13 protein-coding genes and 1 pseudogene are annotated in these 15185 nt (G+C 67.3%); 8 read left to right on the top strand and 6 right to left on the bottom strand.

All coding sequences use genetic code 11. The annotated features are described in order from the left end of the window. Positions 1-265 precede the first annotated feature (265 nt). Entirely contained in the window at positions 266-1606 is a 1341-nt protein-coding gene (locus M2299_RS11800) for an acetamidase/formamidase family protein (protein WP_280884397.1), read from the top strand. A 46-nt stretch (positions 1607-1652) separates the two neighbouring features. Next, positions 1653-2480 (top strand): isocitrate lyase/phosphoenolpyruvate mutase family protein, encoded by an 828-nt coding sequence (locus M2299_RS11795; RefSeq protein WP_280884396.1) that lies wholly within the window; start codon positions 1653-1655, stop codon positions 2478-2480. An 11-nt stretch (positions 2481-2491) separates the two neighbouring features. Here the strand turns inward: M2299_RS11795 and M2299_RS11790 are convergent, their stop codons facing one another. Continuing rightward, the gene (locus M2299_RS11790) at positions 2492-2893 is read right to left on the bottom strand and encodes a response regulator (protein ID WP_025878633.1); all 402 of its coding nucleotides are present in this window, start codon (positions 2891-2893) and stop codon (positions 2492-2494) included. Between the two features lie 190 nt (positions 2894-3083). Between M2299_RS11790 and M2299_RS11785 the strand changes: the two genes are divergently transcribed. Together M2299_RS11785 and M2299_RS11780 are read left to right on the top strand one after the other, a co-directional pair. Further along, positions 3084-3680 carry an NAD(P)H-dependent oxidoreductase gene (locus tag M2299_RS11785; RefSeq protein ID WP_280884395.1) on the top strand — a complete coding sequence of 199 codons (597 nt, stop codon included), beginning with the start codon at positions 3084-3086 and terminating at the stop codon, positions 3678-3680. Positions 3681-3689: 9 nt separating this feature from the next. Then, complete coding sequence (locus tag M2299_RS11780; RefSeq protein WP_229655636.1) at positions 3690-4292, top strand: TetR/AcrR family transcriptional regulator; 603 nt, start codon at positions 3690-3692, stop codon at positions 4290-4292. A 19-nt stretch (positions 4293-4311) separates the two neighbouring features. Here M2299_RS11780 and M2299_RS11775 read toward each other — a convergent pair whose 3' ends face one another. Beyond that, positions 4312-4845 carry a hypothetical protein gene (locus M2299_RS11775; RefSeq protein ID WP_280884394.1) on the bottom strand — a complete coding sequence of 178 codons (534 nt, stop codon included), beginning with the start codon at positions 4843-4845 and terminating at the stop codon, positions 4312-4314. A 69-nt stretch (positions 4846-4914) separates the two neighbouring features. Then, a complete protein-coding gene (locus M2299_RS11770) occupies positions 4915-5721 on the bottom strand; it encodes a D-alanyl-D-alanine carboxypeptidase family protein (RefSeq protein ID WP_099843886.1) in 807 nt (268 codons plus the stop codon). An 84-nt stretch (positions 5722-5805) separates the two neighbouring features. Here M2299_RS11770 and M2299_RS11765 point away from each other — a divergent pair, with 84 nt between their 5' ends. Both M2299_RS11765 and M2299_RS11760 read left to right on the top strand, forming a co-directional pair. Beyond that, complete coding sequence (locus M2299_RS11765; protein WP_280884393.1) at positions 5806-6360, top strand: GIY-YIG nuclease family protein; 555 nt, start codon at positions 5806-5808, stop codon at positions 6358-6360. Positions 6361-6603: 243 nt separating this feature from the next. Next, entirely contained in the window at positions 6604-7506 is a 903-nt protein-coding gene (locus M2299_RS11760; protein WP_025878639.1) for a LysR substrate-binding domain-containing protein, read from the top strand. A 36-nt stretch (positions 7507-7542) separates the two neighbouring features. Here the strand turns inward: M2299_RS11760 and M2299_RS11750 are convergent. Beyond that, a pseudogene (locus M2299_RS11750) lies at positions 7543-8259 on the bottom strand (transporter substrate-binding domain-containing protein). Between the two features lie 113 nt (positions 8260-8372). Here M2299_RS11750 and M2299_RS11745 point away from each other — a divergent pair. Next, positions 8373-8744 (top strand): VOC family protein, encoded by a 372-nt coding sequence (locus M2299_RS11745; RefSeq protein WP_099843880.1) that lies wholly within the window; start codon positions 8373-8375, stop codon positions 8742-8744. Between the two features lie 32 nt (positions 8745-8776). On the opposite strand, the gene M2299_RS11740 is transcribed toward M2299_RS11745, so the two are convergent. Continuing rightward, positions 8777-9610, bottom strand: coding sequence for an arylamine N-acetyltransferase (locus M2299_RS11740; protein WP_280884390.1), 834 nt, complete (start codon positions 9608-9610; stop codon positions 8777-8779). A gap of 202 nt (positions 9611-9812) precedes the next feature. On the opposite strand from M2299_RS11740, the gene M2299_RS11735 reads away from it, so the two are divergent. After that, positions 9813-12350 carry a methyl-accepting chemotaxis protein gene (locus tag M2299_RS11735; RefSeq protein WP_100436981.1) on the top strand — a complete coding sequence of 846 codons (2538 nt, stop codon included), beginning with the start codon at positions 9813-9815 and terminating at the stop codon, positions 12348-12350. Positions 12351-12436: 86 nt separating this feature from the next. Here M2299_RS11735 and M2299_RS11730 read toward each other — a convergent pair whose 3' ends face one another. Next, positions 12437-14962: a sulfite reductase flavoprotein subunit alpha gene (locus M2299_RS11730; protein WP_280884389.1), complete on the bottom strand. Its 2526-nt coding sequence runs from the start codon at positions 14960-14962 to the stop codon at positions 12437-12439. Positions 14963-15185 lie beyond the last annotated feature (223 nt).

Below are 15185 nucleotides of genomic sequence, written 5' to 3'. Positions count from 1 at the left end.
ATCCGATTGACGGGAAAGGGCGGCAGTCTGGCGGAAGCTGAGGATGCTGTCCAGTTCGGCGAAATTAGTGGTGTTTAAATCGATCGTTTGAAAAGGCCGTGCGCCGCATGGCTGCTCACTATAGACAGTGGAAACTGCGCGTGCCGGCCATCCTCCCTGCCGGAAGACTGCGGCCGGGCCGCATTACGTTCGACACTGCGGAGGTTGCCAGGGTGTTCCTACACTGGGTCAACCCGCCATGTCGGCGCTCCTGGATGCTCGCGCCGTGCCCACCCCCATGCGATTGCCTGCAGTGCTGCTGTCGCTGCTGCCCTTGAATGCGCTGGCTGCCGAACAATGGATCGTTGCCACCGACCTGTGGGGCAGCAGGAACTACCAGACCCTGCAGGTGGACGTGCAGGACGGGCGTATCGCCGGCCGTCTGGACGCCGACCCGGTCACCGGCACCCTGGGTGCCGGGCAGATGGTATTCACCGCAACCGACAGCCAGGGCCAGCGCTACCAGTTCGACGGGCGCATTGACGGGGCGCGGATGCAGGGACAGAGCGATCAGCCGGACACCAACAACCGCGAGGCGCGTGCCGTCCACGCCTTCAGCGCCTGGAAAGTACCTGCGCGGGTTTCGACCGCACCTCAGCGCCATGTGTTCACGCCGACCGACTACTCCAATACGTTCAGCGCCGACCGGGCGCCGGTGCTGGTGATCTGGCCGGGGGACTCGGTGCAGACCCGTACGCTGGACTCCGGCGGCGTCGACGAAAAGGGCGTCACCCGCGCGCTGTTCGGCAATCCACAGGTCGGGCCGTTTTTCGTGGTCGGTGCCGAACCCGGCGACACGCTGGCGATCACGCTTACCTCGTTGAAACTCAACCGTGACTATGCCGACAGCCTGGATGGCCTGGTGGGACGCTTGAAGACGCCGCGGGTGGCTGCCGAAGCCACCGGGCTGGGCAAGCCGGTGCGCTGGCAGCTGGACCGCAGCAGGGGCGTCGCCCGTCCGCAGGGCGCAGGTGGTGGCCTGCGGCATTTCGAAGTGCCGGTGAAGCCGATGCTCGGCGGCCTGGCGCTGGCGCCGGGCTTCGGCTACCCGCCGTTTTCCACCGGCGATACCAGTGACTTCGGCGGCAACATGGACTTCAACGCCGTGGTCGAAGGCAATACGGTCTACCTGCCCGTGCAGCAGCCTGGTGCCCTGATGTACCTGGGTGATGGGCATGCGCTCCAGGGCGATGGCGAAACCACGCAGTGGGCGCTGGAGACATCACTGGATGTGGTGGTGAAAGTGGAGCTGCTGAAGCAGCATGCGATCGCAACGCCGCGGGTGGAATCGGCAACGCAGATCATGACCCTGGGCCAGGGTGGCTCCAGCGATGATGCGCTGCGCACCGCCACCTCGGGCATGCTGCAGTGGCTGCGCCAGGCCTATGGGTTGACACTGTCCGAGGCGACCCAGGTGCTGGGCGTGGCGGTGCAGTACCAGGTGGCCAACCTGGCCGGGCGCAGTGTGGGCGTGGCGGCGAAGCTGGACAAGGCACTGTTGCAAGGGCTGCAGTTGCAGACGACAACGCAGCCGGGCCGCGCCGCCGTGAAGCCCGCTGCCAGATGACCACTGCGCGGGCAGCAACCGGGGAAAACGTATCCACCAGGAGTCCGTGATGAGTGCCGACGCCATCCGAAACCGCCGCGCTGCCTTCAGGGCGCTTCATGCATCCGGTTGCTTCCTGCTGCCCAATCCATGGGACGTGGGCAGTGCGGTGGCGCTGGCGCGGCTGGGTGCCCAGGCACTGGCCACCACCAGTTCCGGCCATGCCTGGGCCCACGGGCAGCCTGACGGGGCGATGGGTCGCAGCGAGATCCTCGCTCATCTGCAGGCGATGGTGGCGGCGACCGATCTACCGGTGAACGCCGACTTCGAAGATGGTTTTGGCCGCAGCCCGGAGGCGGTGCACGAGAGCGTGTCGATGGCGATCGCTACCGGTGTGGCTGGCCTGTCGATCGAGGATTCCAGCGGCGATGCGGACCATCCGCTGCGCAGCGTCGAAGACAGCGTGGCCCGGCTGCAGGCCGCGCGCCGTGCCATTGATGAAAGCGGGCACGACGTGATGCTGGTGGGGCGCGCGGAGAACTTCTTCGTCGGGCGACCCGATCTGGACGATACATTGGCTCGCATCCGCGCCTATGCGCAGGCGGGTGCCGACTGTCTGTATGCGCCCGGCATCCGGACCGCAGAGCAGATCCGCGCCGTGGTGGAGGCTGCTGCTGGCAAACCGGTCAACCTGCTGATCGGTGCGCCCGGCGTGATGACGCTGCAGCAGGCCGCCAGTCTGGGCGTGCGCCGGGTCAGTGTCGGCGGTGCGCTGGCCCGCAGCGCGTGGTCCGGCTTTCTCGACGCCTCCCGGCAGATGCTTGCCAGTGGATCATTCGATGCGCTGCCGGCCACCCCGTCCGGTGCCGAGCTCAACGGGTTGTTCAAGCCGTAGGTGCGTGCAGGCTAGTGCGGCGGCGTCGGCGGGGCGGCCGTCCTGCCGAGCGCTTCGCGCACCGCGCGCTGCAGGCCCTGCACATGGAACGGTTTGGCCAGGAAGGGCGCGCGCCGATGCCGGACCGGCACCAGCTGGTCGTATACCGCTGAAGCGAAAAGATAGGGGATGCCCAGTTCGAGCAGCCGATCGGCCACAGGGAATACCACGCCATCACGAAGTTCCACGTCCAGCACGGCGCCATCGAAGTGGCCACTGTCGAGCATGCCCAATGCCTCGAAGACGCTGTTGGCGTGGGCGATTTCGTTGCCTTCGTCGGTCAGGGCCTGTTCCATCAGATCAGCCAGATCGAGCTGGTCTTCCACAAGGAGCAGGCGGGGTAGCGGTGCGGGTCGTTCGTTGTTGCTCTGCATGGTGTGTTGTCGTGCGAATGCTGCGTTGGTCCGGCAAGCATCCGCTTACCGGCATCAAGGCCGTGGCAGCCCGGTGTGGCTGTGATGTGCACAACAGCGACCGCAGCGCGCAACAGCATTCCACCGGTGGTGCTGGTGCTGGCTGCAATCGTAGTTACCATTGGTAACTAGTGAACAGCAGAGCCCCATCATGCATACCCATATTGTCGTGGCACATCCTGACCCGGCCTCGCTCACCCACGCGGTCGCCGCGCGGATCGGTGAGGCCATCGTCAACGCCGATGCCGGCAATACGGTCACCTCGGTGGATCTGATGGCCGAAGGCTTCGATCCACGTTTCAACATCCAGGACCACGCGTTCTTCCGCAGGACCACGACGCTGCCGGCCGATGTCGCCGCCGAGCACGCCCGGCTGGATGCGGCCGATGCGCTGGTGCTGGTCTACCCGATCTACTGGTGGTCGTTCCCGGCGCTGCTGAAGGGATGGATCGACCGCGTCTTCACCCAGGGCTGGGCCTATGACGAAGGTGCCGACGGCAAGGTGGAAAAAAAGCTGCAGCGGCTGCAGGTGCATCTGGTCGGGCTGGGCGGCGCGGGCCAGCAGATGATCGACCGGCGTGGCTATGGCGCGGCGATGAAGACCCAGATCGACCAGGGTATCTTCGACTACTGCGGGGCGCCGGTGCTGTCCTCCACGCTGCTGCTGGACGCCGACAGCGGCATGGCCGAAGCGCATCTGCAGACGGCAGTGGACATCGGACGTAAGATCGGAACCCCCGCGCCCTGACGATCTCCCTTGCCTTCCAGACCTGCCGCGCCCGAGCCCCGTCGCCGCCTGACCCGTGAACAGCGCGCCCGGCAGCTGCTGGACGTGGCGTGGGCGCTGGTTGGCGAAGAGGGCACCGATGCGCTGACCCTGGCCCGCCTGGCCGAGGCGGCCGGTGTGACCAAGCCGCTGGCCTACGACCACTTCGAAACACGCAACGGCCTGCTGGCCGCGCTGTATGCCGATTATGACCACAAGCAGACCGTGGTCTTCGATGAGCGCATCGGCAGTGCGAAGGCCCGGTTGAAGGATCGCGCGCATGCCATCGCCTCGGGCTACATCGATTGTGTGCTGTCGCAGGGCAGCGAGATCCAGGACATTCTCGCCGCGTTGGCCGGGTCACCGGAACTGCGTGCGGTACGCCGTTGCTATCAGCAGGATTTCATTGACAAGTGCGCGCAGTGGCTGGGCCCGTTCGCAGTAGGCGAGGCCGTGCCGGCTACCGGGCTGTGGGCCATTCTCGGTGCCGCCGAAACCCTGTCTGAAGCGGTTGCGGCCGGTGCGGTGGAACACACGGCCGCCGAGGCCGAGCTGGAGCGCGTGATCGTCGCCATCGTCAAGCGTGGCAGCTGAATCGTGTGGGCGAAGCGGCCTAGCGTTGCTCGACGCTGACTGATGGCAGTGGCACGTCACGCGGCAGGTCCGGCAACAGCTGTCGCAGCAGCTCCGGCATTGCCTGCATGGCGGCACCATCGATGTAGCGCCACTGCGTACCACCGACCTGCCGGATGGCGACCATGAAGGTGAGGCTTTTCACTGTCTGTGCGTCGGTGGTGAATACCGTGGTCCGCGGCACGAAGCAGACTTCTTCGTCGCCGGCAGCGTAGGTGCGGGTCGGTTCGCCGACCTCATCGCTGATGACCTTCAGGCCCATGTCGCCGAGTGCCTTCATCGCATCGCGCGCGGCTTTCGCATACGCCGCGTCGCCGCCGGCAAAACGCTTCACGCTCGGATGCGTGCGCTCGATCATGGCATCGGTATCGCCACGCGCGAAGGTGGAGAGCAGAGAACGCACATCCTGCTGCAGCGCGTCGGTCTCGGCAGGGCTGAGTTCGCCGGCATGGGTGATTGCAGCGGCGAACATGCAGGACAGCGCAAGCATCCAGCACAACAGGCGTCGATCCATCGGTGGGGGTACTCCTTCGGGCGCTGGACTATAGAGCGCATTGCCCGTGGTGTCTGCCCTGCCTGCCGGTCACGCGGGTTGGACGCCGGCCATTCCGGCGCTTCCGGCGCTGGCGAAGCCTGCATCAAGCTGCGCACGCACCTGCTCATCGCGCGACGCACGGGAATCAGCACCCAGCACCACGGTGATCAGGCGCAGTGGCAGCGCGTGCCCAGCGCACCTGCGACGGGCGGTGGCTGCCAGGCAGAAGCCTGCAGCCTGTGTGTAACCGGTCTTCAAACCATCCACGCCGTCTTCGCCCAGCAGCGCGTTCTGGTTGGCCTTGTGCAGGGTGTGGTGCACGAAGCTGCGCTGTGCGGTGATCGCCAGCAGATCGGGGTGGCGGCCAAGCACCTGCGCGGCCAATATCGCCATGTCGCGTGCGGTCGACAGATGCCCCGGGGTAGTGATGCCGGACACGGAAATGAAGTGCGTATCGTGCAGGCCCAGCGCTCGCGCGTGGTCGTTCATGTGCTGCGCGAACGCCGCCTGTGATCCGGCCAGGTGACGGGCCAGGGCGAGCGCGGCATCGTTGCCGGAGACTACCATCAGGCCCTCCAGCAGTCTGCCGAGGACGATGCTTTCGCCGGGCACCAGGCCCATCCGTGTTTCATCGTCGGCCACCTCGTACACGTCGCGCGGGTCGATGGTGATCATGTCCGACCACGAACCGCCCGACTGCGCGAGCAGGTCGTAGGCGGTGTAGGCGGTCATCAGCTTGGTCAGCGAGGCCGGTGGTCGTCGCAGATCCGCGTGCTGCTGCTGCAGGATGTCGAGCGAGACGGCATCGATCGTGATCGATGACACGGGCGGGCGAGGGGCGTGCAATGAAGACATGGTCGCGCAAGCGTAGCCGGAAGTACGCATGCCGTGGGCATTGCCTGCACATCCTGCGAATACCCGCCACGCGATCCTGTGGAAATGGATTCCGACATCCGCATCGATGGCCGCGTGTTCGCCTATGTCTTTCCCTGTGCCTGGGAGGACTACGCGAAGATCGGCTTCTCGCGCGATCCGCTGGGCCGGATCAGTGCGCTGCATCGGCGCTGGTTCGAGTTCTTCGATCTGGAAGCAGGCGCGCTGGTCGAGGCGGAATCAGAGCGGGATGCGCGTGACCTGGAACTGCAGTTGCGCCGGCCCTTCAAGCTGCATCGTGCGCCGGCACCGATGACGGTGCAGGACAAGGCCGGTGGGCACACCGAGTGGGTGCGTGGGGCCAACGCTGCATTGGCCGAGGCTGTGCAAGCGCTGGCGCAGCAGGGCTATCACACCTATCCGCTGCGGCTGTGGCTGCGGGCTGCGATGGTCCAGCGCCTGGACCGGCTGCATGACTGGGCCGCAGTGCACGTGCCGGAAGAGGAAAGCCTGCGTTCGCCCGTCGGCGTGGCCGCACTGCGCGACGCCATCGATGCGTATCGCGCGCTCGCTATCGATCCGCAGCCGTGGTTGCCCGAGCACCTGCAGCGCGGGTGGTGACACTGCCCCGGGCGGCCGGGGTGTTGCCCGGACGGGGTGCCCGGTGTGCATCGGGCGCTGCGGGAACGGGGCTGGCGAGGCGCTGGGCCAGGGCAACGTTGGTCACATGACCCTGCAGGAACAACAGACCGCTGAAGATGTTCATGATCGTGCCTCCACTTGAGTGGAATGCACGATACGGGCAGCATGGCGGTGCAAAAAGCGACATTTCCGCAAGGTCGACTTGAGAGGAATTCAAGGCTTATGTCCCGCCCACCGCTGCATGCCCTGCAGGGCTTCGTCGCTGCCGCACGCCTGGGCAACCTGTCCCGCGCCGCCGCGTCGATGAACCTGACGGTCAGTGCGCTCAGCCATCAGATGCGCCAGCTCGAGGAACGCCTGGGCCAGCCGCTGCTGATACGGCAGGCACGCGGTGTGGCCTTGACCCTGGAAGGGCAGCGCCTGCTGGATCAGGTGGGCCCTCATCTGGATGCGATCAACGAAGCCTTCCAGCCCTACGCCGCGCGACCGGAGCATGTGCTCACCCTCAGCGCCGTGCCGTCGATGGCCAGCGCCTGGCTGGTGCCACGCCTGGGCAACTTCGTGGCGGCGCATCCGCAGATCGAAATCAATCTGCAGTCGAGCGAGCGACTGATCGACTTCGACCGGCAGCTGCAGTTCGATGCAGCGCTGCGGCTGGGCAGCGGACAATGGCCGGGGCTGGTGGTGGAACCGTTGTTCGACGAATGGCTGCTGCCCATGGCCAGCCCGGCACTGATCGAGCGCATGGGCGGCATCGGCCACCTGCCGTTGGCACAGTGGCCGCTGCTGGGAGACCCCGACGGCGCGTGGGGCGCATGGTTCGCGCTGACCGGGCAGCGCCCGCCGGCGCGGTACGTGGCGGTGCTGGATGATTCCGAAGCCCACCATCGCGCCGCACTGGACGGCGTCGGTGTTGCCCTGGGACGGGTGACGCGGGCGCGGCTGCTGCTGGATTCCGGCCAGTTGGTTGCGTTGTCGGACCGGCGCCTGAAAACCGCATGGCCGCATTGGCTGGTGTATCCGCAGCGCTCGGTGCGGCACCGTGGTTTCCTCGCCTTCCGCGAATGGTTGCACGCCCAGGCGGCCGAGCATGTGCGGCACATGCAGGCCGCAGACGCGGGGTAGCGCCACGCGGGCAGGCGCGACGCCATGGAGTGCGCGTCACCGCAACAGCGTGACTGCCTGCCCGGCACGCGCGAAGGCCTCGCCCAGCAGCGGCCCGGCCTTGATCGCCTGCACTTCCGCGAACAGTGCCTGCAACGCCGCTACGGGTCGAGAGATGGGCGCGGCAACCGCCTGCTGGATGACGGTGAAGCGATCGGCCAGCACGCGATGGCCGGGATGTGCCTGCGCCCAGGCCAGCAGGGGCTAGCGTACGCCGGCCGCTGCATCCAGCCGCTGCTGGTCGAACAGGGTGATGGCCGCGGCCGAGGTGTCGGCACGTTCAATCGTCGCGTGCCGCAGCTCACGGCTGAGGAACAGATCGTAGGCGGCGCCGCGTCCCACCGCGATACGCAGCCCGTTGCGATCAAGGTCTGCAACCCGTTGCGCTGGACTGTCATCGCGCACCAGATAGGTGCCTTCGATCTCCACATACGGCGCGCTGAAGGCAATGCGGTCGGCACGTGCCGGGTCCACCGCCAGGAAGGCCAGATCCCATGCATCGTCGCTCGCCGCTGCAACCACCGATGCGGCCGCGTCGTGGCAACTGAAGCATGCCTGCACACCCAGCCGCTGTGCCAGCGCAGTGGCCAGTTCCACCGACGGCCCACGCGGTGAATTGGCGTCGCCCTGGGCCAGCACCGGGTTGCCCAGGTTGATGGCAACGCGCAGGTGGCCCAACGGGGCCAGGGCATGACGGTGATCGGCCAGGGACATGGGCGCTTCCAGTACGGTGGCAGGCTGTCCAGCATGCCAGTCGGGGCCGTATCGTGCAGTGCACAGGGCTGCGATGCTGCCTTTCATCCATCTGCACGCCGAGCACGATCACCATGAATCCCATCCTGCATGTTGAAGTTCCGGTCGCCGATCTCGAACGCGCCGTGATGTTCTACGAGCACTGGCTGCAGGTACGCATCGAAGCGCCGATCGACCTGCATGACTGCCGGATGGCCTACCTGTCGTTCAACGACGACGCCGCAGGTGCCAGCATGGCGCTGGTGCACGGCGCCGACTACGTGCCGTCGGAGCACGGCCCGCGCATCTACCTGGGCGTGGACGATGTGGACCGGAGCCTGCAGCGTGCCCTGCAGGCCGGCGCGGTGCTGTGCTTTGGCCCGGCCGTCGCCGGTGGCTGGCGGGTGGCCGAGATCCGCGACAGCGAGGGCAACCGGATTGCCTTGCAGGCACCCGTCAACCCATAGCAGCAAGGACGGCAGCCGAACATGGCGCCGCGCTACACGGACGTGGCCCGTGATCGCTGCAGCCAGTCGGCGATGGCCGGATCCAACCGCGGATCGTCGGGGAGGCGCATGCCGAAGCCCTGCTGCAGCACCCCGCGCACGTCCTGCACATCCCGCAGCGGGCGCTTGGCCGGCGCCTGGCCCGGGCGGTATTCGGTGTAGTTGCCGCTGCCGATGGTGCGTCGCCAATCCGGCCCGGTCAGTGATGCACGCAGCTGGCCGGGAAAGCTCGACTGCAGATGCGTGCACACGTACCAGTTGCCTACCTCGTTGTCGATCGGCGCCGGTGGCTGCAGGTCGAAGCGGTACAGCGCCCGCCAGTCATCCCCCGCCTCGGCGGCGAGCATGAAGTCGCCATCATCCAGCGTCCGCACGCGGTAACGCTCGTGCGGTGTGTCCTGCACTGCGGTCTCGTGCAGGCGCAGCGGTACGGTCGGGGTCAGGCTGCCGAAGCCGGTATCGACCAGCCAATCCTCTTCCTGCAGACGCACCCGCAGGAGCAGATGCGTACGCGCAGTCAGCTCGCCCTCGGTGGCCGACAGCAGCACGCGTGCACTCAGTGGCTGCGCATCGAAGCCCAAGACCTGCAGCAGCGCCAGGAACGCGCCATTGAGTTCGAAACAGTAACCGCCGCGCTGCGCGTGCAGCAGCTTGTGCTGGACGCTGTCCAGGTCGATTGCCACCGCGTCGCGCAGCAGGCTGGTCAGGGTCTCGAACGGCAGCAGGGCGTTGTGGCGCTGCTGCAGCAGGGTCAGCCCGGCCAGGGTGAGCGGGGGCGGGGCATCCAGCTGCAGGCGCTGCAGGTAGCGGGGGACGTCGATGGGCATGGCAGGCATCACGGGCGGGGGCCTCCACTGTGATACCGCAACCGGGGTTGAGGTCAAGCGCATCCCGCCGGTGTCATCCCCCGGTCGCCTACGGCCGGTACAACAGCGACAACTGCCCGCCACTCGTGGCTGGAATCAATCCGGGGCTAAAGTTCTGCTGTAACCGGTCGATACAGGTGCGTCCTTCCGCCTGGAGTCTGTCATGTCGGCCGTCGTTCCCCACCTTCGGTCCCTGCGTAGCCGCGTTGCCGGGTTGCGTTCCCGTTTCCCTGGCCTGCTGCGCTGGTTGCAGCCCCATCGGCTGAGCGTCGCCGACAAGCTCAAGGCGACCCTGCTGGTCTGCAGCCTGGGCCTGGTGGCCATCGCCGCCGTCCATGCCTGGACCAGCCATTCGAGCAGGCAGGCGGTGCGCGATCAGGCCAGCTACCAGCACGGCAGTGACCGCGTCGCTTCGCTGGCAGCGCGGGTGGCCGAGGCCCGGCGCCTGCAGACCCAGTATGCGCGAAGTTTCGACGATGCCGACCGCAGCCAGTTGCTGGCCACGCAACGGATGTTGAAGCAGGATCTGCAGGCGTTGCGTGCAATGCCGATGGATGCGGGTCGGCGCAAGGTCCTGCAGGCGATGACTGAAGCCGTCGACGCATTCTCACAGGGCATCGCCGCGTTGTTCGAGCGGGTGGATGAGATGGGGCGCGGCGACGCAGGCCTGGCCGCGCAGCTGCAGCAGTCCGCCGACGCACTGCAGACACAGGTGGACGCGCTGGAGCGACCTGCGCTTTCCCTGCATGTGCAGCGGATGCGGCGCCAGGAAGCGCTGCTGCTGCTCGATGGCGATTCCACCCACGCCGATCGTGCCAGCGAAGAAAAACTGCCCTTCGATCTGGCATTGGCGGACCTGCCAGCCGAGGTGCAGGAGCACGTGCGCACGGGCATGGAGGCCTACCAGGCCGCGCTGCTGGGCTATACCGCCGCGCGTGTCGGCCTGGACGTGGAAGCACAGTCGCTGCTCGAGACGGCGGCAGCCGTGGGCCCGGCACTGGCCGCATTCCAGCAGGCACAGACTGCGGGACTGGCCCAGGCGCAGCTTCGTCAGCAGTCGGGCGCACGGATGGCCAGCGTGCTGTTCGTGACCACTCTGCTGCTGGTGGCCGGTGTACTGATCACCAGCCTGGTGCTGGTCGTCCGCGCGGTGCGTCGACCGATCCAGGACACCCTGCGTTTCGCTGGCGATATCGCCGATGATCGGCTCGACACCACGCTGCGCGTGCATAACGCCAACGATGAGATCGGCCAGCTTGCGCAGTGCCTGGTCGACATGCAGCAACGCCTGCGTGCGCGGATCGAAACCGAGCGCGCGGTTGCGCGCGGCAACACGCGCGTGCGGCAGGCGCTGGACAGCGCGCAGACCGGCTTGATGGTGGTCGACGCGGAAGGGCAGGTGGCCTACGCCAATCCAGCGCTGCTGCAGCTGCTGGATCTTCCTGCAGAGACGTTGCTTGGCAGCGACGCGGTCCGCCTGCACCCGGTACTGGCGGGGCTGATTGGTGTCCGTCAGCGCGAAGAGCGCGAGATCGGCCACGCCGGCACCCGCTACCAGCTGATCGCCAACGCCATCGTCGAGGACGACCACTTCCTCGGCGTGGCAGTGGAATGGCGCAGCCGCGCGCTGGAGACACTGCTGGAAACCGAAGTGGCGGCACTGGTCGACGCGGCGGCGCATGGCGAGCTGCAGGGGCGCATCGTACTGGAGGGCAAGCAGGGCTTCGTGCGCACGCTGTCGACCAGCATCAATCGCCTGCTGTCCACCTTCGAGACCAACCTCGGCGATCTGCAGGCACTGCTGGCCGCACTGGCACGCGGCGACCTGAGCGTGCGCCTGGAGGGCGACCTGCAGGGCGTGTTCGCCCGCATGCGTGACGATGCCAACGCCACCGTCGCGCAGCTGGGCCACATCGTCACCCGCATCCAGCAGGCCACCGTCCGCCTAGATGTGGGGGTGGGTGAAATCGTTGCCGGCCATCACGATCTTTCCCAGCGCACGGAACAGCAGGCCGCCAACCTGGAAGAAACCGCTGCGTCGATGCATGAACTGACCGATACCGTCGGCCGCAACGCCGATGCGACGGAGCGCGCCGATGGACTGGTACGTGAGGCCGCCCGGGTTGCCGAGCGCGGCGGCACTGCGGTCGGCCAGGTGGTGGCCACCATGCAGGGCATCAGCAACGCATCGCGGCGCATCGGCGACATCATCCAGCTGATCGATGGCATCGCTTTCCAGACCAATATCCTTGCCCTCAACGCGGCAGTGGAGGCCGCGCGTGCAGGCGAGCAGGGCCGAAGCTTCGCGGTGGTGGCGGCCGAAGTGCGCTTGCTGGCCCAGCGCAGTGCCGATGCGGCCAAGCAGATCAAGGGGCTGATCGAGGATTCGGTGACGCGGGTCGACCAGGGCAGTACGCAGGCCGAGCAGGCGGGTACGACGATGGACGAGATCGTCAGCAGCGTGCAGCAGTTGGCCGGCCTGCTGGCCGGTATCCGCAGTGCCTCGCACGACCAGCATGCGGGCATTGCCCAGGTAAACCAGACCGTCGTACAGATGGAGGCCAGCACGCAGCGCAATGCGAGCCTGGTGGAAGAGGCCGGCGCGTCGACTGCGCAGATGCAGACCCAGGTGCGTGCGCTGGCCGAAGCGGTGGCCGCGTTCCGGCTGCAGCCCGAGCGCCGGTCACGGGCGGCGGCGTGATGGCCTGATCGCCTTCGCCAGGCATGGCCCGGCGCTACCGTTGAATCCCATGACGGGTAGCGCCGGGCCATGCCCGGCGAACGGATTCAATACACGTCGCGCCGGTAGCGCCCGTTCTCCAGCAGCAGTTCCACCCTTTCATCGCCCAGTGCCTCGCGCAGCACCTGGTCCACGCCTTCGGCCATGCCGTGCAGCGATCCACACACATGGATCACTGCACCCCGTGCCAACCACGCCTGCAGTTCATCTGTCGCAGCGCGCAATCGATGCTGTACGTAGCTGCCATCGTCCACATCACGCGAATAGGCCTGATCCAAGCGCAGCAGATGCCCGTCAGCCTGCCACTGGATGATCTCGTCGGCGAACAGGAAATCGTGCGCGCGCTGACGCTCGCCGAACAGCAGCCAGTGACCGTGCTCGCCCTGGTGCGCGGCTTCGCGCAGCAGGCTGCGCAGGCCGGCGATGCCCGTGCCGTTGCCGATCAGCAGCATCGGGGCGCCCGGCTGCCGATGGAAGCCCGGGTTGCGATGCACGCGGGCCGCTATCGCACCGTCCAGCGGCGCATGCAGGGCCAGCCAGCCCGAGCCCAGTCCTGCGCGGCCTGCTGCGTCGTGGACCAACCGCACCACCAGCTCCACTTCGCCATCGGCTGCGCATGAGGCGATCGAGTACTCACGCCCAGGCAGTGACGGCAGGCCCGACAACCACAGGCCCGCATCCTGCACCTGCAACGCACGGCCGGGTTCGGGCAGCACGCGTTCGCTGGCCAGTTCCAGCAGGGTCTTCGCAGCGCCATCGATCAGCTGTGGCTGCTGGGGATCCAGGCCATGCGCGCGCAGTACCGCGCTGGCATGCATCGCGCCGTGGCGGGGCGCGATGTGCAGGATGTCGCCGGCCTGCCAATCGACATCGGCCGGCGGTGCCAGGCGGATCTTCCAGATCTGGCCGCCGACGCTGCCAGCGTTGAGCAGGGTGCGGCCGAGCAGGCGCCAGCCGTGCATCACTGTGGCGGCCGGCAACACGCTGTCGTCGGTGTCGATGCCAGTCAGTGCGGTCAGCTGCAGCTGCCACTGGCGCAGCGCCCCCACCGAAGCAGCATCGACGTCGATGCGGGCGAACAAGGGTTGCGCGCCCGAGCGCGTCAACCAGTCGTCGATCTGCACGCCGAACCCGCAAAACTGCGCGTACTGGTGATCACCCAGCGCGAGCATGCCGTAACGCAGCCCGGAAAGGTCCGGAAGCTGTGCCAGCAACTGGCGCGCGCTGCGCCGTGCGTTGTCCGGTGGTTCGCCATCACCGAAGGTGCTGAGCACGAACAGCGCTTGCGTGGAGGCCTGCAGCTGCGTGGCAGCTACGCGCGCAAGCGGCAGTACCTGCACTCCGTGGCCGGCGGCCTGCAGCTGTGCCGCCGCACGCCAGGCCAACTGTTCGGCCAGGCCGCTCTGGCTGGCATGCACCACCAGCCACGGCGTGCCCGCAGCATGGGGCGCTGCTGCCGGAAGGGTCTGCCGCAGCGCACGGGCGGCGCGCTGGCTGCGGCGGCGGTCCAGGTACAACAGCCAGCCGGTAACGAAGAACAAGCACATGCCCAGGCTGCTGAGCATCACCACGATGCGCCCGGGCATGCCGAAGAAGCTGCCCGAGTGCAGGGCGAACATGCTGGTGGTGAGCTGGCCGCCGGCACCCTGGCGCGCATAGGGGCGCGCGTCGAGGACCACGCCGGTGGCCGGGTCGAGCTGCAGCAGGTCATGCGCGCGGTCGTGATGGCCGCCCCGTTGTGCGGGATCTGCCGACATCACCCGAACGTTGAGCGCTTGACCGGGCTTCTCCGGCAGGCGCAGGTCGATGAAGCCCTGGCGCACGCCGGGCAGTGCATACAGCGTGGCCTCGACCTTGTGCAGATCCAGAGGCAGATCCGTGGCGACCTTGTGCTTGGCGGGGGGCGCGACACCCAGCAGTTGGGTCAGCCCGTTGCGATACCAGTCGAACGACCACCACAACCCGGTCAGTGCGCTCATCAGGTAGATCAGCAGCACCCAGGTGCCGATCACCGAATGCAGGCTCCACAGGAAGCCTCGGCCCTTGCGCGCCCATTCCACCGCCAGCCAGCTGCGCCAGTGCCACCAGCGGCGTGGCCAGCGCAGGTACAGCCCGGACAGGGTGAAGAACAACAGCGCGATCGCACAGCTGCCGGTGATCCACGAGCCGCGTTCACCGGCGACCATGTGGCGGTGCAGGTCCTCGACGAAATCGAAGAAGGCCTGTCCACGCAGCGCGCTGAAGCGCTCGCCGCTGTAGGGATCGAAATAGACCCAGTGGTCCTTGCCGCCGGCAAAGCGTGCCACCGATGGCCGCTGGCCGCTGGCATCCACCCGCAGGCGCTGCAGCGGCCGCTCGCTGCCTGCCTGCAGCAACGGCACCAGCTCGCTCAGGGCGAGCGGCTGCTGGTTGTCGGCATGGTGCTCGGCGATCTCGGCGAAGCCGGGATTGGCCGCGCGCAGCAGTTCATCCTCGAACGACAGGACTGCACCGCTCAGGCCCATCACGGCCAGGATGGCACCCGCGCTGATGCCCAGCAGCCAGTGCAGTTGGAAGAGGACGTTCTTGAACATCGGGATCGAGGGCCGTCGAGGCTGCCGCCCGCATCCTGCGCAACAGCAAATGAGAATTAATCTCGTAATTCTCCGGGGCGCGGGCCGCTGCGGTCAAGGAGGGTTTGCCGGCAGGGCTGCGCCCTGCACCTGCTGTAGTGCCGGCCGCTGGCCGGCAACCTCAACAGCAACCTCAACAGCAACAGCAACAGCCGAAGCTGGTTTCCTGAGGGTAGGCGGGGTG

The organism is Stenotrophomonas sp. 1278 (assembly GCF_029892765.1).
GTDB classification, from domain to species: Bacteria; Pseudomonadota; Gammaproteobacteria; order Xanthomonadales; family Xanthomonadaceae; genus Stenotrophomonas; species Stenotrophomonas indicatrix.
Note: the sequence above shows the minus strand (reverse complement) of the source record. Positions and strands in the feature narration are given on the sequence as shown.